This window comes from Pontibacter sp. BAB1700 (genome assembly GCF_000277005.1).
GTDB lineage: Bacteria > Bacteroidota > Bacteroidia > Cytophagales > Hymenobacteraceae > Pontibacter > Pontibacter lucknowensis.
Genome location: NZ_AKIS01000122.1, coordinates 1 through 16,331, shown reverse-complemented (window position 1 = coordinate 16,331; position 16,331 = coordinate 1). Strand labels below are relative to the sequence as shown.

Here is a 16,331-nt window from a genome sequence, read left to right as displayed (position 1 = left end):
CTTCCACAGCCTCCGCCCCGGAGTTGAGCAGGTAGGTGTTGTTGAGTCGATCAGGCAGTGTGCCGCTCAGGGCATGGGCCAGCTGTACCTGCGGCGCCTGCACAAACTCCCCGTATACCATCAGGTGCATGTAGCGGTCGAGCTGGTCATGTATGGCCCGCAGTACCTTTGGGTGCCGGTGCCCCACGTTGCTCACGCCTATACCTGAAATAAGGTCAATGTAGCGATGGCCTTCGCTGCCATACATGTAAACCCCCTCTGCCTTCTCCACCTCGATCATCAGCGGAAAGTCGCTTGTCTGTGCCTGATGCTGCAAAAACAGCTGTCTCAATGATACCATGCCGCAAAGGTAGGCAATTTTGGAAGCTATCGCAGCATGGCACTCATACCTCCGTCTACTATCGTGGTCTGGCCGGTGATGTAACTCGCTGCGTCTGAGCAGAGCCAGAGTATGGCGGCAGCTGCCTCCTGCGGGTCTGCAATTCTTTTTTGAGGGATATATGAAAGGTACATCTGCTCAATTTCCGGTACTTTAGTTTGGTCTCCGTTTACCTGCGACTCAAATGCCTTTTGCAGCATGGGTGTGCGGTGAGCACCAGGAGCAAGCACATTGATCCGGATATTGGCAGTTGCCACCTCCTGGGCGGCTGATTTTGCAAGCGCAATGATTGCCGCCTTGGCTGCTGAGTAAAGCGAACCCATGGCAGCTCCTCCCAGTCCGTTGACACTGGCCACGTTGACAATGGCTCCTCCCGAGGGTTTCTGTTCGAGCATCAGCTTTATTTCCTGCTTCATGCAAAGCCATACGCCGCGCAAGTTGGCCCCCATGGCATCCTCATATTCATGTGGTTCAAACTCATGCAGGGGTTTGCCTATACCTGACTCCTGGGCAGCATTGTTCACGGCTATGTCCAGGCGACCGAACCTGTTTTGTATCTCATGAAAGAGCGCGAAGATCGTGTCGTTATTGCTGTTGTCGGTTTGTATGTAGACGGGTTGAAGCGTGGACGAAGGGAAGGTAGCTAGTGCAGTGTCTCCACGTTCTTTATCGCGACCTGTCACAATAACCTGTGCTCCTGACTTTGCCAGCAGTTGAGCGGTGGCCAGGCCTATACCTGATGTGCCGCCAGTCACAAGCGCCACCTTGTCCTGAAAGTTATACTGTACCTGTTCCATAGCTTATTTTTCTCTATCATAACGTGAATAAGGCTCAATCGCTGCAGTAATTTGTAGCAAGCCGGAAAAATGGGCGCTGTCGGGTTTTCCAACTTTACCCCGGATATCATTTATACTTGCCTGCCTGCCTTGCGTATAAAAATGGAAGGCTGGTAAAGGATACCGGCTTTATATGTTGAACTTTAAAAAGGAGGATCAAATGCCACAAGGAGATAAATCATCTTACACAGATAAGCAAAAACGCAAAGCAGAGCATATTGAAGAAAGCTATGAAAAGAAAGGCGTGAGCCACGACGAAGCTGAGAAGCGAGCCTGGGCTACTGTAAACAAACAGGACGGAGGCGGCAAGAAAAGCGGCTCCGGAAGAGGCAAATAAATAATTAGAATCAAAAAGGTATAGAAGAAAGGCCGGAAGCGTTTGCTCCCGGCCTTTCTCGTCTATGGGTAATTGTTGGTATGTGCATGCGGATCATCTTCCTCCAGGGTGGCTGGCACGGTAGGCGGTATACCTTGCAACGGCCTGTTGTGTGAGAAAGGCCGCTCTCTCATAGCGGGTGATGTTTTCTTTCCTTTGCTAGTTTTGTGATTGCGGCGGGAGTATGCTACCAGCGCTACACCTGCCAGAGCGACAAGACCAGTGGCGGCCAGTACCTTGGGGATGGTGTTGTCCGGAGCAGGCGGCACAGAGAGCACCCCTTGCTCATCAGCAATAGCGGGCTCGTGCACGTAGCGGCCATGCCCGGGTACAGCCACAGACCAGAAGTCCTTTACCAGGCTTTCAAGCTGCTGCATTAGCTGTGCACCCTCCATAGGCAAACCATGCCCTGTGGCAGCCACACTCGGATTCAGCTCCATGAGCTTTTCCACGGAATGATGCGCCGCGCCCCAGTCGGAGGTATAGTATTTGGGTGGCCCATGCACTTCACGTTTCTGCGTCATCACAGCCAGCATCGACTCGCCGTGCCGCGTTATGAAGGCGTCGCCCGCCAGCAACACGCGGTCATTTTCACGGAAGAAGGAAACATGTCCGGCTGTGTGCCCCGGCGTATGGATCCAGCGCCAGTCTGGCAGACCGGGCACGGAGCCGTCGGTTGGCAGCAGCTCGAGGTTCTCGTGGATGTCTATCGGCTTTTTGGGGTATAGGAATGACATGTAAGCCATACCGCCACCGCCTACACTTGGGTCTGGTGGTGGATAAGACGACTTGCCATTCAGGTAGGGCATTTCGAGGGGGTGGGCATAGACTGGCACATCCCAGTCGTGGGCCAGCTCTTTTAGAGCCCCAATGTGATCGAAGTGGCCGTGCGTGAGCAGAATGGCTTTGGGACGCTCCCCGCCAAACAGCTCATCCACCACACTCCTGATCTTGGGAGCGGCACCGTACACACCGGCATCTACCAACACCCAGGAACCATCCTGGGAGGTGATAAAGAAGAGATTGACAAAGACAGTCTTAAGTCCCCAAACTCCCGGAGCAACTGGAAAAGCCTGTTTGCTTTCGTGTGTTGAGGTACGATAAGTAGTTTCCATAGGCATGCACCATTTTTTATTTGTGAAATGATATTACGGGCGGAATACTATAGTACGGCTGCCGTCGTAATTGGCTACAGTAGACAGGCATATTAGGCCTTAGCTTGGTTAACTGCCACAATTGCCGTGTCAGCCAGCTGCTTTTGCTGACAATATGGTGCAGAAAAGAACTTAGTGCAGATGCAGGTGTCATGCCAAACAAAGGCACACTTTTTGTGTTTAATTCTATGCAGGCCTTCACTAAATTTAATGTGGGCAATGTTTCCTGATTGGCAGGAATTATTTATCTTTCTGAAAACGTTACATACACATGGTAAATTTATTTGTTCCCCCAAGCTATATGGCTGTCTACGCGAAGTGTGTGGATGCGTCGATGCCGGCTTTCGAACCGGAAGAATGGATCGAGGAAGGGAGAGTGTATCCTGTGAAGCACTTTACCGAGCCCCTCAACCAGGGTGACGGCTTTGCCGTGACAATCATGGATGAGGACGGTGTCGAGATTCATCCTTCTTCTTCGCACTGGAGTTTTGCCTCCACCAGGTTTGAGTTATACACCCTACATTTGAATTAATATCAAAACCGCTGATATTTTCGTTAACCAAAAGGCTGCCCCGGCAGCCTTTTTTCATTGCCAAAGGTATGGAGTAGATCTATGTTGAATATTACTGAGTTTAATTCGCTTTCGCCCCGGGAGCAGGCCGCATTGGTGTTGGAGCAAGGGCGATACCTGCATCACATCATCCGCGGATGGTGTAAAATTGATTTGTACTGGTTTCATAATTACTACGTGGAGGTGTGGTTCCTATACGATCTTAAAACCATCGGACTGGTGCGCGCCCTCACCAACAAAGCCTCCCTGGATCCTTACCTGGAAACGATCAAGCTAAGAGTGAAGACCTGATAACAGGTATAGCAGCAAGAATGGGTATAGGTATGCTTTGTTTATACAGCTGATCTGGACAGGTATAGCAACTGAATAAAAGCTGAAAGGAGAGGGGTTCGCCGGAATTTGATACTTTTGCAGGTATACGGGACTCGTATCTTCTAAAATACAGACAAATGAAAAAAGCCCTACCAAAGAAAGATATTCTGTTAATCAGCACATCAACCACCCACGGCACTGGCTACCTGGAGCACTGCCAGAATGAGATAAAAGAACTGCTGGGTGACCGCAAGAGCATCCTGTTTATCCCTTATGCCCGTCCGGGTGGCATTTCCCATACTGATTATTCTGCCAAAGCACGCGAAGCATTTGAAGCGATGGGCATCAGGTTAAGCGGCGTGCATGAGGCGGAGAATGCGGTTGCAGCAGTAGAGCAGGCTGAAGCAGTGTTTATAGGCGGAGGCAATACGTTTTTGTTGCTGCGTCAGCTTTATGCCAACAAAATAATCGAACCACTGCAGAAGCGGGTCGAGCAGGGTATGCCATACATGGGCACCAGCGCTGGAACCAATGTGGCAGGCAAAACAATCGGTACGACCAACGATATGCCGATCGTGTTCCCGAAATCATTTGATGCGCTGCAACTCGTGCCTTTCAACATCAACCCACACTATCTTGATCCGCTTCCTGACTCGACACACATGGGCGAGACTCGTGAAACCCGCATTCAGGAGTTTCATGTGCACAATCGTCAGCCTGTAGTTGGTTTGCGGGAAGGCAGCATGCTACGTATAAAAGGGGAGAAAATAAACCTGCTGGGCCCACACTCAGCGCGCATCTTCCTGCAGGGGAAGCCAGCAATGGAGTTTAAGCCGACCGATGATATCAGCTTTCTGCTGGAGGCTTACTAAGCACAAGCCCGGAAAAATGCAAAGCCCCTGCTAATGGTATAGCAGGGGCTTTTTGCTGAAAAAAACAAGGCAAAATGCCAGGTCCTTTTGCTGTTCTCACTATAATTATCTATTCAAAAAAAACTACTGTGCTTTGTTGTTGGCCTCCAGCTTTTTGAGGAGGAGCTTTGTAAACTCGCGCTCACTGCGGTAGAGTTTGATGATCTGGTTAGAAGAGATCACACGCTGGTAACGTGCCACATATTCCTTCTCCAGCTCCAGTTCTCTTTCGCGGGTGCTGAACATGCCGTCCAGACGGGCTTTCGCTTCCTGATCACTCAGTTGGTCCACGTCTTCGCGGTAACCGCTGCGGTAGGAGCGAACCAGTTCGCGACGCTTGGTTTCGTACTCGTTGTAAAGCGGCCAGAACTTTTGCGATTGTTCGGCGGTCAGTTCCATCTTGTCAGTCAGGAAGGCCACTTTGGCGGCTTCTACGTTTTTGTCCTGCGGGCGGCCCGACTGAGCCATGGCTGCCGTGCTGCCAAACGTGAAAGCGCAAAAAAGAAGTAAAATACAGGGCAATCTTTTCATGTGTGAATTAGTAGTCAATCGTATCCAATCGGTAATATTCTAGTTCCTCTTCGGCAGCTGTTGAGCTCACGTTCAAAAACTCGGCTGTCATTTCAGGGTTAGATAGTGTAGTCATATCGGCAAAATCAGAACTCTCCAGCACAGCGTAAGTGCTTAGGTAATCCATGATCGCTTCGTCGCCAACGGTAGCCAGCACAACACCCGGTTCCTCTTTTTCCTGACGCAGTTGCGAGAAGTACACGATACCTGCGACCAGTAGTAACACCAGAGGAGCCATAGCCAGCTTGAGCGGCTTCCAGGCGGCTGCATACCAGGGCGCAGGGCTATACCCGGCGCCAGCGGTGCGCTCCATGATCTGCGCAGGCAGTCTGTCGAAGTACTTATCCGGCACCTCGTAGATGTTGCGCTTGGGCAGGTCGCTTAGTTTAAAATCGTTTTTCATATTCAATGTACTTATCAGTTAGATAGCGGTAGCGCTCTATAGTTTAATCTTGTTTAATAAATTCTTCAATTTTTTTTACGGCATGATGATAAGATGCCTTCAAAGCACCCACTGATGTGCCCAGGATTTCAGAGATTTCCTCGTACTTAAGTTCGTCGTAATACTTCATGTTGAAGACCAGCCTTTGCTTGTCAGGGAGTCTCAGCAAAGCCTTTTGAAGTTTGAGCTGGATCTCGTCCCCATCAATGCTGGGAGAGGAGTCGATCTTCTCGGTGAGCTCTGCGGCCACATCGTTTATGGGTAAAAAGAATTTTTTGCGCTTACTCGAAAGGAAGGTAAGGCACTCGTTGGTGGCGATACGATAGAGCCAGGTATAAAGCTGCGCATCCTGCCGGAAATTCTCCAGATTCTTCCATACCTTGATGAAAACCTCCTGCGTGAGGTCATCGGCGTCGTCATGGTCAATCACCATCTTCCGAACGTGCCAGTAAATTTTTTGCTGGTACTTCCGGATAAGCTGGTTGAAGGCCAGATTACGGCTATCAGGGTTAGCGAATTTTTCTAGGATCTCTTTGTCTTCCACGTGTCAGGTAGCAGGGGCAGGGCGATTGAACCTGTCTGAATATGCAATATAGTCCATAAAAATAAAAGAGGCCGCACTTTAACAGTGCAGCCTCTCTTTTTATAAAAAGCTAAGGTATAGCTTCGTATTATTTGCGGCTCATCACGCGCTCGGCGGCGGCCACAATGTTTTCGGTGCTCAGGCCATACTTCTCCATTAACTGGTCTGGTGTGCCAGACTCGCCGAAAGAGTCGTTCACGGCTACCATTTCCAGTGGGGCAGGCAGCTGGCGGCCCAGCAGTTGCGCCACAGAGTCACCCAATCCACCGTTCATCTGGTGCTCTTCGGCGGTTACCACGCACTTGGTCTTGCCAACCGACTTCAGGATAGCCTCGTCGTCAAGCGGCTTGATGGTGTGGATGTTGATGATCTCGGCGTTGATACCTTTCTCAGCCAGCTTATGACCCGCCTCAATGGCTTTCCATACCAGGTGACCAGTGGCGATGATGGTAACATCCGTACCCTCGTTCAGCATCACCGCTTTGCCGATCTCGAACTTCTGGTCGGCAGGGGTGAAGTTAGGAACAGCAGGACGACCGAAGCGCAGGTATACCGGACCCTCATGCTCGGCAATTGCGATGGTGGCTGCCTTGGTCTGGTTGAAGTCGCATGGGTTGATCACGGTCATGTGCGGCAGCATTTTCATCATACCCACATCTTCCAGGATCTGGTGCGTGGCACCGTCTTCGCCCAGTGTCAAACCGGCGTGCGAAGCACATATTTTCACGTTCTTGCCTGAGTAGGCGATGGACTGACGAATCTGGTCGTACACGCGGCCAGTCGAGAAGTTAGCGAATGTTCCGGTGAACGGGATTTTTCCACCAATGGTCATACCTGCTGCCAGACCCATCATGTTGGCCTCAGCTATACCTACCTGGTAGAAGCGCTCTGGGAACTCCTTTTTGAACGCGTCCATTTTAAGCGAACCGATCAGGTCAGCACAAAGGGCTACTACGTTCTCGTTAGTGCGACCCAACTCCAGCAAGCCAGCGCCAAAACCAGAACGGGTGTCTTTTTTTTCTGAATATGTATATTCTTTCATCTCTGTGTTTTCCTTAGTAATCTGAAGCTTGCTCTACTGCCAGTTGCTGAAGTGCTATTTCCAGCTGCTCGTCGTTTGGTGCTACACCATGCCATTTGTGCGAACCCATCATAAAGTCCACGCCAAAGCCCATTTCTGTGTTCATCAGAATCATGACAGGCTTACCGTTTCCAGTGGCTCTTTTGGCATCTTCCAAAGCAGGCAGCAAAGTCTCAAAGTTGTTACCGTCAGCCTCCAATACATGCCAGCCGAATGCTTCGAACTTAGCACGCAGGTCGCCCAGCGCCAGTACCTCTTCCGTACCACCGTCGATCTGCTGGTAGTTGCGGTCCACGGTCGCGATCAGGTTGTCTACTTTGTTGTGGGCAGCATACATGGCTGCTTCCCATACCTGACCTTCGCCCAGTTCGCCGTCACCCATCAGCACATACACCAGGTTGTTATCCTTGTTGAGCTTTTTGGTTTGTGCGGCACCAACTGCCACCGACAGACCCTGACCCAGTGAGCCAGACGCTACACGAATACCCGGAAGGCCTTCTTCAGTGGCTGGGTGACCTTGCAAACGAGAGTTGATCTTGCGGAAGGTAGCCAGTTCGGACACCTCAAAGAAGCCAGCGCGAGCCAACACACTGTACCATACTGGTGAGATGTGGCCGTTGGAAAGGAAAAATAGATCTTCGCCTTCACCGTCCATGTTAAATGGAGATGGCTTGTAGTTCATCACGCGGAAATAGAGCGACACGAAATAGTCCGTGCAGCCAAGCGAGCCGCCTGGGTGGCCCGAGTTTACCGCATGCACCATGCGCACGATATCACGACGTACCTGCGAGGCAATTTGCTTCAGCTCGTCGATGCTTTTGTTGTGTGGGTTCACGATATATGAATTGTTAAATTGTTGATTGTTAATTTTTTAAATTGTTGATAGTTAAATTTTTGATTCAAAATAACCACCAAAGTGTTTCTCCACAGCGATTGGGTCGGGCTATACCTGACTTGCTGTAGCCATGGTCCTGTTTCTCTTTTGATAGAGCAAATATACAACGAAAAAAGCGCAGCCGCCTTTTCGGACGACTGCGCTTTGCGTTACTTTTTCAAAATCTGGGCGGCGTGGTCGGCCGTTTTCACTTTTGTGATGATGTCGGTGATGGTGCCCTCCTCGTCGATGACGAAGGTATAGCGCATCGTGCCCATGTACTTGCGGCCATACATCGATTTCTCTTGCCACACACCGTACTGCTCTACTATCTTTTTATCGGTGTCGGCCAGCAGTGTAAAAGGCAGTTCGTATTTGCTGATAAAATTCTGGTGCGACTTCTCACTGTCGATGCTCACGCCAATCACCTCGTAGCCTTGGGCCCGCAGGGCACTGTAGTTGTCGCGCAGGTTACAGCTTTGGGCGGTGCAGCCAGGGGTATTGTCTTTCGGGTAGAAATAGAGCACCACTTTTTTGCCGCGGTAGTCGCTCAGCTTTACGGTATTGCCGCTTTGGTCTTGCGCCTCAAACTCAGGCGCCTTGTCTCCGATTTTCAGTTCCATGGGTTTCTGTATTTTGCTGATGACGCAGGTATACGCTATACCTTGCACCTTCAGCCTTTTTCAGTATCATCCAGTAGGTAATGTCCTTTACAGGTTGTCTTTCGCAAGTAAAACCATTGCGTAGAGTAACCTGGTTTTAGATGGTGGTCGTAAACTCAGCTTCGTTTCCGGCGTTGTCTTTTACCTTCAAAACCACTTTACCTGACAAAGGTATGCTTTTATCTAATTTTTCGGAGTATATGGTGGCAGTTTTATGCTCGTATTTCATTAGCAACCACTTGCCGTTTACCTCGCAGCGGAAAGAGTTGATGCCTGACAGGTCATCGCCAATCCTGAACCTGATCTGTGTCGGACTTTTGCTAAGCAGCTTGATCGTTGGGGCCTTTACGTCCTCGAGCACCTTGAACTTACCCATTGCCCTAGCTGAGAAGGTAATGCTGTTGCCGTCCCAGGCGCCGCCCAGCATACCGCGTCCTTTGCCCAGGCCCAGATAATAAACAGCGGCTTTGCTCTTGTCTGTTACCGGCGTACTAGGTGTAATGGTCACTTTGATAGGCTTATGCAATGGCGTAAAATAATCGCCGATGGTATAGACATCGCCTTCTTTTTTTGCTTGCAGGTATAGCGTGTCGTACAGGCTCTCCTTTGCGAAGCGGATGGTCATGTCGCGGTTGCTGAAGCTGTGCTCCTGCCCCGCAGGTATACTTGCCTGCAGGTCGAGTGGGGTGGAAGTGCCGCAGTACTCCAGCGACTCAGGCAAACCGCCGCGCATGTCATATAAGCTCACCGAGGCAGCGCCTTTGGTATAGCTTGGTACCAGCGTTAGTCGCTGGTTATTGACCACCATCTCCACGTTGCGTGGGGTGGCGGAGGTATCCGAGGCATTCACTTTTAAGATGTTGCCGACGATCTCGTAGCTTAGCTGTGGCTTGGTTACCTTGCCGTTTGTCGCCTGCGTGAAGCTCGGTTTCTGTCCCTTTACTACAAAGGTCAGGGTAGAGGCATTGTTGTAAGTGTCTTTCGCTACCAGTCGCACATGATAGATCGAGTCAGCCTGCACATTTAACCTGCCCCTGTTTTGAGGCGCGGTATAGAGTGGCAGGTCATTGCCGTAGTCCACATAGGCTTTCTGGAAGGTGCGCCCTGTGCGACGGTACACACCATAGTTCACGTGTTGCGATACCTGCTTCGAGAGCTCAAAGGGTACGCGGTCAATGTGGTGGTTGTATACCTGTTTGTCGTTCACATACACGGTCACATCCTGCGTACCGTTACGGTTCTGGGTATCGTCGTAGCGGTCGATGGTCTGCAGCTCAAAGCCGATCAGGCCATGCGCAAACACCGTGTCCGGCAAGGTATGGACGCCATTGGTTTTCTTTGGAGTATACTCCCGACGAGCAAACTCCTGATTGATGCGGGCATAGATGTTGAGCGGCTGTATACCTAAACCAAGCAGGTCGGGCGGCGTCGTGTCGATAATCTCCTTGAATCCCCAGCGCAGCGGGTTGTACAGACGGTCTTCGGAGTCGCGAATCTCAAAGTGCAGGTGCGGGCCGCCGGAGCCCCCTGTGTTACCGGACAAAGCGATGATTTGCCCTTTCTTCACCGGAAACAGGTTCTTCTCGGGAAACAGCTCTATTTCAAAGGTTTCTTTCTCGTACTGTTTCTGCAGGATATAGTCTGCCAGGGGATCATAAAAGGCCAGCAAATGCGAGTAGGTGGTGGTGAGGCCGTTGGGGTGCGTGACATAAATGATGTTGCCATATCCGTAGGTAGACATCTTTACACGCGAAATATATCCGTCTGCGGCAGCGTATACCGACAGGCCTTCCCGTTGGTCGGTCTTGATGTCAAGTCCGCCATGGAAGTGAGTGGAGCGTATCTCACCCATGGAGCCCGACAAGTAGTTGCGCATTCCCGGCTTAATGGGAAACATAAAGTAGCCTTGTTCCGGTGCTGGTTGAGCAGCTGCTGCAAGGGTGGTAAAAACGTAAGCGAAAAGGAGCGCCAGGCGCTTATTTAATTTCAAAATCAAGTAGTTTATTATCTTCAACATAGCCTTCCAATCTGTCGCCGATCTGCACCGGACCAACTCCCTCAGGCGTACCTGTAAAGATAATATCGCCTTTCTTCAGGGTGATGAAGCGGGAGATATAGGCGATGATGTCGTCAAAGGTGTTCAACATCATCTTCGAGTTGCCCTGCTGCTTCGTCTCACCGTTTACATCGAGGCGGAACTTAATATCCTGCAGGTCCTCAAACTGCTCAAGCGGCACAAACTCCGACACCGGGGCAGAACCGTTAAAGCCTTTTGCCAGCGTCCAGGGCAGACCCTTAGCTTTGGCCTTGGCCTGCAGGTCGCGGGCCGTGAAGTCTATGCCTAAGCCGATGGCGTCGTAATACTTGTGGGCAAACTTTTTGTCGATGTTCTTGCCTTCGCGGCTGATGCGCAGAATCAGTTCTACCTCGTGGTGGATGTCCTGGCTGTACTCCGGATAGTAAAAAGGATCGTTATTGCGCAGAATGGCCGTGTCAGGCTTGAAGAAGATCACCGGCTCGTCTGGTACTTCGTTTTTGAGTTCGGCAATATGGTCGGCATAATTACGGCCGATGGCTATAATTTTCATAAAAGATTAAGGGCGTTTTCTTTATCGATTCTCAAAAATAGGCTATCTGCAGTTTTAGTTCAGCATAATTCCGCAAAAAGAATCAGTTTCAGAACAATTTTTTCTGTGAGCCCACGGCCGAATTTATTGCAGGCCTTTTTTATACTTTAACAAGAGAAGGTCCGCTTTATTGTGTTCATGGCGCTTACAACATTTTATAATATAGCGTTCGTATACCTAATCTAGACCGGACAAGGTGGCAGGCTGCGGTTTTGTGACAGGTTGCACTTTGTTTTATCGGTTAAAGTATAGTAATTTTATCATATTAAATGATCCACACTATCTTGATTCCTAAAAATTGGTTCAAAATTTGAAAAGCCTTTTTAAGAGTCATTAAATTTTAAAACTATGTACAAGAAGTTAATTGCCTTTTCGATAGCGGCAGTGATGATGGTCGCCTGTACGACGGTGCCAATCACAGGCCGCAGACAGCTGAGTCTCGTGTCAGACGCGCAGATGATGCAAATGAGTTACGACGCCTACGACCAGTTCCTGAAAGAGAACAAGCTCTCACGCGACGCACAGGCCACAGCCATGGTGAAGCGTACCGGTCAGCGCATTCAGCGTGCCGTGGAGCAGTATATGGCTGCAAACGGAATGTCAGACCAATTGCAGGGCTTCGCTTGGGAGCACAACCTGATCGAGGATGAACAAGTGAATGCCTGGGCCATGGCCGGTGGTAAGACGGTGACTTACACAGGTATACTACCGATTGCTCAGAACGAAACCGGTTTGGCCGTAGTGATGGGACACGAGATCGCCCACGCCATAGCCAAGCACAGCAACGAGCGCATGAGCCAGCAATTGGCCCAGCAGTTTGGCGGCCAGACGCTTTCTGCCCTGGCTGGTACGCAGCCAGGTGTAGCACAGCAATTGATCATGACAGCCTATGGCGCCGGATCAACACTGGGTCTGCTTAAGTATGGCCGTAACCAGGAGAGCGAAGCCGACCGTTTGGGATTGATCTTTATGGCGATGGCCGGCTACGATCCACAGGCAGCTATACCTTTCTGGGAGCGCATGGAGCTAAGTCTGGCGGTCAGGCACCACCGGAGTTCCTGAGCACGCACCCGAGTGCCGGTACGCGTCGCGCTAACCTGCAGAGCTATATGCCGGAAGCGCTGAAGTACTACAAGAAATAATCACTAACCCGATAAACCTACATGACTGCATCACCCTTAGCCAATGGCCGGCACCTGCTGCTGACCTGCCTGCGCTGGTCGCTGGCCTTGTCCCTGATCCTACTTGTAGCCGCTGGCTGTACCCGCCGCGAAGCTTTCCCCGAAGAAAGTGAGGAGGAGCCGCTTGACGAGGAGGCCGGACCAAAGTATGACGGGCAATTGTTGGCGCAGGTGGTGTTTGACGAGATTGACTTTGTGGTGCCGCAGCAGGAGTTGATACAGCCTTTTATAAAGGAGTTTGGAAACGGAACGGTGGTGAATAAAGTGACGATCCATAAGGTGCAGGACAACAAAAAGCTGCCTGCTACCTACTATCTGGTAGGTTTGGGGATACACAACGGCTCTTTCCGCTCTATGGCACTGGAGTTGGATGTGTCTTCAGACAATAGCCTATACCTGAGCAGCAAGTCGATGAAGCACATTTGCGAAGCCACAGCCGGTTGCGACTTCTGTTACTTTACCTTCGAGGACAACCGGATCACCGGCTGTCAGTGCTCGATCCGTGCCGCTGGCTACGACTGCCGCCACAAGGTGCAGGAAGGCAATAATCTACTGCAAGGTGTCAGGCTGAAGAACTCAGGACAGAATTAGTCCGGGAGACAGCTACCCTAAAAAGAGCGGGCTGCCAGATTTCTGGCAGCCCGCTCTTTTTTATAATTGATGGGATCTAAGTCATCTGAAATCCTGAAAATCTTTTAAGACTATAAATCCTTGTGGTAGGGGGCCTATATAAAGATTTAAGACACACTGCTCTGCATATTCCGTAGTCGGATGCGGGTGAGGATCTTTTTGGTGTACAGCGGGAAGTCGCCTTTCATCATCCAGTCGTAGTAGCTTGGCTCTTTGCTGAGCACTTCCTCTACGGGCACATTGCGATGCTTGCCAAAGTTAAATACTTCCTGCCCGGCGTTGTTGTATACAATGCGGCCGGCCAGGTCAGCGGATTTCTCAAAGGTGAACTTGTGCAGTTGCGCCATGTCATTCTGAATAGGCGTTTCCTCTATGCCTTCGGCTACTTCCACCACTGTGTTCTCGTAACGCTCCAGCTGTGCTTTCAGAATGTGGTAAGTCGCCACGGTGTCAGCCTCAGCACTGTGTGCATTCTCCAGCGTTTTGTCGCAGTAGTACTTATAGGCGGCTGATAGCGTGCGTTTCTCCATCATATGGAAAATGCGGCATGCGTCCACTACGTGGCGGTTGTCAATGTCGAAGTCTATACCTGCCCGCAGAAACTCCTCAGCCAGCAAAGGAATGTCGAAGCGCACCAGGTTGTAGCCACCCAGGTCACAGCCCTCCAGGAACTGGTACAGGTTGCGCGCTACCTGCTGGAAAGTAGGGCAGTCCTTTACGTCCTCGTCGTAGATTTTATGAATTAAACTCGACTCCAGGGGAATCGGCACAGTTGGATTGATGCGGCGTGTTTTGAGGATTTCTTCGCCGTCTGGTTTTACTTTCAATACACTGATCTCGACGATGCGGTCTTTGCAAATGTCGGTGCCGGTGGTCTCGAGGTCAAAAAATACGATAGGGCGCTTCAGGTTCAGCTTCATACAGAGTTGGTTTACAGAACCGCTTTTTTGAGCGCCTCCAGGTCAAGGTTTTGATAAGTGCCGGAGCTCATTAGCAGCAGGTTGGCGTTCTGCCAGTCCATTCCTTTCAGGTGCTCCAGTAATGCGTTAGAATCAGTGAATACCTGCAGCTGCGGATTACCGAAAGCATTGCGCAGGTCCTCTTCCGACAGCATTTCCATGCGCTTATGCTCCACCGTTTTAGGGCTGAAGAACACAATTGGCACATCGGCTTTGTCAAGGGCGCCGGCATACTGCGGCAGGAAGTTCTTGTTCAGGCTGCTGAAGGTATGCAGCTCCACGCAGGCCACCAGCTTGCGCTGCGGGTACTGTGTTTTCACGGCTTCCGTCGTTGCTTTTACTTTGGAAGGAGCATGGGCGAAGTCGCGGAAGATCACCGAGTTGTTATTCTCGCCGAGTTTCTCCAGGCGCTTGGCAGCTCCTTTGAAAGTCTTAAGCGCCTCGTAGAAATCATGCGCTTTGATGCCGATCTTTTTGCAGACCTCCTTGGCCGCACTGATGTTGCGCAGGTTGTGCTCCCCGAATAGCGGAATCTCCACATCGCCCTCTTTCTTGGTATGCAGAATGGTTTTGCCGTTGCGGATGCTATGCGGATGCACGGTATAGCCGATGTAGGCAATGTCAGCCGGGTTGCGCGGCACGGCTACCAGCTGTACCTGCTCATCATCCTGGTTATAGATCAGGGTACCGGCCTTTGGCGTCATCTCCGCGAAAATGCGGAACTGGTCGCGGTATATCTCCGGCGTCGGGAAAACGTTGATATGGTCCCAGCTAATGCCGCTGATCACCCCGATGTGGTGATGGTAAAGGTGGAACTTCGGCACACGCTTGATCGGATCGGAGAGGTACTCGTCGCCTTCGATGATGATGATCGGAGCCTCCTCTGTGAGCTTCACCATGCGGTCAAAGCCTTGCAACTGGGCACCCACAGCGTAGTCGAACAGGCGGCCGCAATGCTGCAGCACATGCATGATGATAGAGGTGATGGACGTCTTGCCGTGGCTGCCGCCGATCACGATGCGCTGCTTGTTTTTGCTCAGCTCGTAAATGAAGTCGGGGAAGGAGTAGACAGGTATACCCAGTTCCTGCGCACGCAGCAGTTCCGGGTTGTCAGCGCGGGCGTGCATCCCCAGAATCACGGCATCAGGTTTACTATCCAGTTTTTCCGGGAACCAACCTCCTCGGCCGGCAGTATACCTGCAGCAGCCAGGCGGCTTTTAGCCGGCTCGTAGATCTCGTCATCCGATCCCGTCACTTTTATACCCTGGTCATGCAGCGCCAGCGCCAGGTTGTGCATGATGCTACCGCCCGTGGCGATTAGGTGAATATGTTTAAAATCCGTTCTCTCCATAATCCATGCTATCCATTTAGCGAACCGACAAAATTATAATTCCTAAGTTAAATGTAAATAGCTATACGCTAATATGTGGATATCTTCCGTAATTTGTGGATTACTTGGACGGCTTACTTTTTAAATTTGTGCTTATGGAGGAGATGAAAATGAACGTGCGGCCAACTGGCAACCGTGGCAATTGGGCCAAAAAAGCCCCTGCCGTGGCAGAGTTGGGTAAAAAACCGCCGCAGGCACTAGATTTGGAGGAGGCCGTGCTAGGCGCTCTGATGTTGGAGAAGGATGCGCTGACCACAGTGATCGACATTCTGCGCCCCAGTTCTTTTTACAAAGAGGCGCACCAACGTATTTTTAAAGCGATTCTGGCCCTGTTCGATAAGTCAGAGCCAATCGATATTCTGACCGTAACGCATGAACTGCGTGAAAACGGCGAACTGGAGCTGGCTGGCGGTGCTTATTATGTGACGCAGCTGACCACCCGCGTAAACTCGGCGGCGAACATCGAATACCACGCCCGTATCATCACGGAGAATTCGATCAAGCGCGACCTGATTTCGATTTCCTCTGAGGTGCTTTCGAGCGCTTTTGAAGATACCACCGACGTATTCGAACTCCTCGACAAGACAGAGGCGAAACTCTACGAGGTATCCGAGTCGAACATCCGCAAGAACTTTGACGATATGCGCTCTTTGATGCACCAGGCCATCAAGGAACTGGAGGAGAAGCGCAAGCAGACTGATGGTCTGACCGGTGTGCCAAGCGGCATGACCGCCCTGGACCGCGTAACGTCAGGCTGGCAAAAATCGGATTTGATTATTCTCGCAGCACGTCC

21 protein-coding genes are annotated in these 16,331 nt (G+C 51.0%); 7 read left to right on the top strand and 14 right to left on the bottom strand.

The genetic code is table 11. The features are described 5' to 3' along the window. Together O71_RS14750 and O71_RS14745 are read right to left on the bottom strand one after the other, a co-directional pair. On the bottom strand, nucleotides 1-340 hold a 340-nt coding region (locus O71_RS14750), incomplete at its 3' end, for an aminotransferase class III-fold pyridoxal phosphate-dependent enzyme (RefSeq protein WP_007658212.1). 26 nt (nucleotides 341-366) lie between these two features. Continuing rightward, the gene (locus O71_RS14745; protein WP_007658210.1) at nucleotides 367-1,176 is read right to left on the bottom strand and encodes an SDR family NAD(P)-dependent oxidoreductase; all 810 of its coding nucleotides are present in this window, start codon (nucleotides 1,174-1,176) and stop codon (nucleotides 367-369) included. Between the two features lie 199 nt (nucleotides 1,177-1,375). Here O71_RS14745 and O71_RS24340 point away from each other — a divergent pair, with 199 nt between their 5' ends. After that, nucleotides 1,376-1,552 (top strand): hypothetical protein, encoded by a 177-nt coding sequence (locus tag O71_RS24340; protein ID WP_040574356.1) that lies wholly within the window; start codon nucleotides 1,376-1,378, stop codon nucleotides 1,550-1,552. Between the two features lie 62 nt (nucleotides 1,553-1,614). Here O71_RS24340 and O71_RS14735 read toward each other — a convergent pair whose 3' ends face one another. After that, nucleotides 1,615-2,706 carry an MBL fold metallo-hydrolase gene (locus O71_RS14735; RefSeq protein WP_007658206.1) on the bottom strand — a complete coding sequence of 364 codons (1,092 nt, stop codon included), beginning with the start codon at nucleotides 2,704-2,706 and terminating at the stop codon, nucleotides 1,615-1,617. 340 nt (nucleotides 2,707-3,046) lie between these two features. Between O71_RS14735 and O71_RS14730 the strand changes: the two genes are divergently transcribed. The 3 genes from O71_RS14730 (at nucleotide 3,047) to pepE (ending at nucleotide 4,500) form a co-directional block, all read left to right on the top strand. Continuing rightward, nucleotides 3,047-3,277, top strand: a complete 231-nt coding sequence (locus O71_RS14730) for a hypothetical protein (RefSeq protein WP_101445357.1) — start codon at nucleotides 3,047-3,049, stop codon at nucleotides 3,275-3,277. Between the two features lie 81 nt (nucleotides 3,278-3,358). Next, on the top strand, nucleotides 3,359-3,607 hold the full coding sequence (locus O71_RS14725; RefSeq protein WP_007658202.1) for a hypothetical protein: 249 nt from the start codon (nucleotides 3,359-3,361) through the stop codon (nucleotides 3,605-3,607). Nucleotides 3,608-3,765: 158 nt separating this feature from the next. Then, entirely contained in the window at nucleotides 3,766-4,500 is a 735-nt protein-coding gene (gene pepE / locus O71_RS14720; RefSeq protein ID WP_007658200.1) for a dipeptidase PepE, read from the top strand. A gap of 123 nt (nucleotides 4,501-4,623) precedes the next feature. Here pepE and O71_RS14715 read toward each other — a convergent pair whose 3' ends face one another. The 8 genes from O71_RS14715 to O71_RS14680 form a co-directional block, all read right to left on the bottom strand. Next, on the bottom strand, nucleotides 4,624-5,070 hold the full coding sequence (locus O71_RS14715; RefSeq protein ID WP_040574355.1) for a hypothetical protein: 447 nt from the start codon (nucleotides 5,068-5,070) through the stop codon (nucleotides 4,624-4,626). Nucleotides 5,071-5,077: 7 nt separating this feature from the next. Further along, nucleotides 5,078-5,512 (bottom strand): hypothetical protein, encoded by a 435-nt coding sequence (locus tag O71_RS14710; RefSeq protein WP_007658196.1) that lies wholly within the window; start codon nucleotides 5,510-5,512, stop codon nucleotides 5,078-5,080. 43 nt (nucleotides 5,513-5,555) lie between these two features. Next, entirely contained in the window at nucleotides 5,556-6,095 is a 540-nt protein-coding gene (locus O71_RS14705; RefSeq protein ID WP_007658194.1) for an RNA polymerase sigma factor, read from the bottom strand. Nucleotides 6,096-6,222: 127 nt separating this feature from the next. Further along, nucleotides 6,223-7,176 carry a transketolase family protein gene (locus tag O71_RS14700; protein WP_007658192.1) on the bottom strand — a complete coding sequence of 318 codons (954 nt, stop codon included), beginning with the start codon at nucleotides 7,174-7,176 and terminating at the stop codon, nucleotides 6,223-6,225. Nucleotides 7,177-7,189: 13 nt separating this feature from the next. After that, on the bottom strand, nucleotides 7,190-8,050 hold the full coding sequence (locus O71_RS14695; protein WP_007658190.1) for a transketolase: 861 nt from the start codon (nucleotides 8,048-8,050) through the stop codon (nucleotides 7,190-7,192). Nucleotides 8,051-8,259: 209 nt separating this feature from the next. Further along, nucleotides 8,260-8,712, bottom strand: a complete 453-nt coding sequence (gene bcp, locus O71_RS14690) for a thioredoxin-dependent thiol peroxidase (RefSeq protein ID WP_007658188.1) — start codon at nucleotides 8,710-8,712, stop codon at nucleotides 8,260-8,262. Between the two features lie 136 nt (nucleotides 8,713-8,848). Continuing rightward, nucleotides 8,849-10,741: a M23 family metallopeptidase gene (locus O71_RS26875; RefSeq protein WP_007658186.1), complete on the bottom strand. Its 1,893-nt coding sequence runs from the start codon at nucleotides 10,739-10,741 to the stop codon at nucleotides 8,849-8,851. Continuing rightward, nucleotides 10,728-11,339 (bottom strand): fumarylacetoacetate hydrolase family protein, encoded by a 612-nt coding sequence (locus O71_RS14680; RefSeq protein WP_007658184.1) that lies wholly within the window; start codon nucleotides 11,337-11,339, stop codon nucleotides 10,728-10,730. The genes O71_RS26875 and O71_RS14680 overlap by 14 nt, the downstream gene beginning before the upstream one ends. Before the next feature lie 387 nt (nucleotides 11,340-11,726). On the opposite strand from O71_RS14680, the gene O71_RS14675 reads away from it, so the two are divergent. Both O71_RS14675 and O71_RS14670 read left to right on the top strand, forming a co-directional pair. After that, entirely contained in the window at nucleotides 11,727-12,440 is a 714-nt protein-coding gene (locus O71_RS14675) for a M48 family metallopeptidase (protein ID WP_007658182.1), read from the top strand. Between the two features lie 101 nt (nucleotides 12,441-12,541). Continuing rightward, the gene (locus O71_RS14670) at nucleotides 12,542-13,150 is read left to right on the top strand and encodes a hypothetical protein (protein WP_007658181.1); all 609 of its coding nucleotides are present in this window, start codon (nucleotides 12,542-12,544) and stop codon (nucleotides 13,148-13,150) included. A 146-nt stretch (nucleotides 13,151-13,296) separates the two neighbouring features. On the opposite strand, the gene O71_RS14665 is transcribed toward O71_RS14670, so the two are convergent. Genes O71_RS14665 through O71_RS27370 form a run of 3 tightly spaced genes read right to left on the bottom strand, consistent with a single transcriptional unit; the run spans nucleotide 13,297 to nucleotide 15,499 of the window. Further along, the gene (locus tag O71_RS14665) at nucleotides 13,297-14,109 is read right to left on the bottom strand and encodes a 3'-5' exonuclease (RefSeq protein ID WP_007658179.1); all 813 of its coding nucleotides are present in this window, start codon (nucleotides 14,107-14,109) and stop codon (nucleotides 13,297-13,299) included. Nucleotides 14,110-14,120: 11 nt separating this feature from the next. Further along, nucleotides 14,121-15,287: a UDP-N-acetylmuramate--L-alanine ligase gene (gene murC / locus O71_RS14660; protein WP_369750946.1), complete on the bottom strand. Its 1,167-nt coding sequence runs from the start codon at nucleotides 15,285-15,287 to the stop codon at nucleotides 14,121-14,123. Beyond that, the gene (locus O71_RS27370; protein WP_369750945.1) at nucleotides 15,284-15,499 is read right to left on the bottom strand and encodes a Mur ligase domain-containing protein; all 216 of its coding nucleotides are present in this window, start codon (nucleotides 15,497-15,499) and stop codon (nucleotides 15,284-15,286) included. The genes murC and O71_RS27370 overlap by 4 nt, the downstream gene beginning before the upstream one ends. Before the next feature lie 134 nt (nucleotides 15,500-15,633). Here O71_RS27370 and O71_RS14655 point away from each other — a divergent pair. After that, on the top strand, nucleotides 15,634-16,331 hold a 698-nt coding region (locus tag O71_RS14655), incomplete at its 3' end, for a DnaB-like helicase N-terminal domain-containing protein (RefSeq protein ID WP_007658178.1).

What these genes read in the sequence shown, in the direction of transcription:
- O71_RS14730 (WP_101445357.1), top strand. Translation starts at nt 3,047, where the DNA reads ATGGCTGTCTACGCGAAGTGTGTGGATGCGTCGATGCCGGCTTTCGAA.
- O71_RS14665 (WP_007658179.1), bottom strand. Translation starts at nt 14,109, where the DNA reads ATGAAGCTGAACCTGAAGCGCCCTATCGTATTTTTTGACCTCGAGACC.
- O71_RS14715 (WP_040574355.1), bottom strand. Translation starts at nt 5,070, where the DNA reads ATGAAAAGATTGCCCTGTATTTTACTTCTTTTTTGCGCTTTCACGTTT.
- O71_RS24340 (WP_040574356.1), top strand. Translation starts at nt 1,376, where the DNA reads ATGCCACAAGGAGATAAATCATCTTACACAGATAAGCAAAAACGCAAA.
- O71_RS14700 (WP_007658192.1), bottom strand. Translation starts at nt 7,176, where the DNA reads ATGAAAGAATATACATATTCAGAAAAAAAAGACACCCGTTCTGGTTTT.
- O71_RS14680 (WP_007658184.1), bottom strand. Translation starts at nt 11,339, where the DNA reads ATGAAAATTATAGCCATCGGCCGTAATTATGCCGACCATATTGCCGAA.
- bcp (WP_007658188.1), bottom strand. Translation starts at nt 8,712, where the DNA reads ATGGAACTGAAAATCGGAGACAAGGCGCCTGAGTTTGAGGCGCAAGAC.
- O71_RS14735 (WP_007658206.1), bottom strand. Translation starts at nt 2,706, where the DNA reads ATGGAAACTACTTATCGTACCTCAACACACGAAAGCAAACAGGCTTTT.
- O71_RS14710 (WP_007658196.1), bottom strand. Translation starts at nt 5,512, where the DNA reads ATGAAAAACGATTTTAAACTAAGCGACCTGCCCAAGCGCAACATCTAC.
- pepE (WP_007658200.1), top strand. Translation starts at nt 3,766, where the DNA reads ATGAAAAAAGCCCTACCAAAGAAAGATATTCTGTTAATCAGCACATCA.
- O71_RS14745 (WP_007658210.1), bottom strand. Translation starts at nt 1,176, where the DNA reads ATGGAACAGGTACAGTATAACTTTCAGGACAAGGTGGCGCTTGTGACT.
- O71_RS27370 (WP_369750945.1), bottom strand. Translation starts at nt 15,499, where the DNA reads ATGGAGAGAACGGATTTTAAACATATTCACCTAATCGCCACGGGCGGT.
- O71_RS14725 (WP_007658202.1), top strand. Translation starts at nt 3,359, where the DNA reads ATGTTGAATATTACTGAGTTTAATTCGCTTTCGCCCCGGGAGCAGGCC.
- O71_RS14670 (WP_007658181.1), top strand. Translation starts at nt 12,542, where the DNA reads ATGACTGCATCACCCTTAGCCAATGGCCGGCACCTGCTGCTGACCTGC.
- O71_RS14675 (WP_007658182.1), top strand. Translation starts at nt 11,727, where the DNA reads ATGTACAAGAAGTTAATTGCCTTTTCGATAGCGGCAGTGATGATGGTC.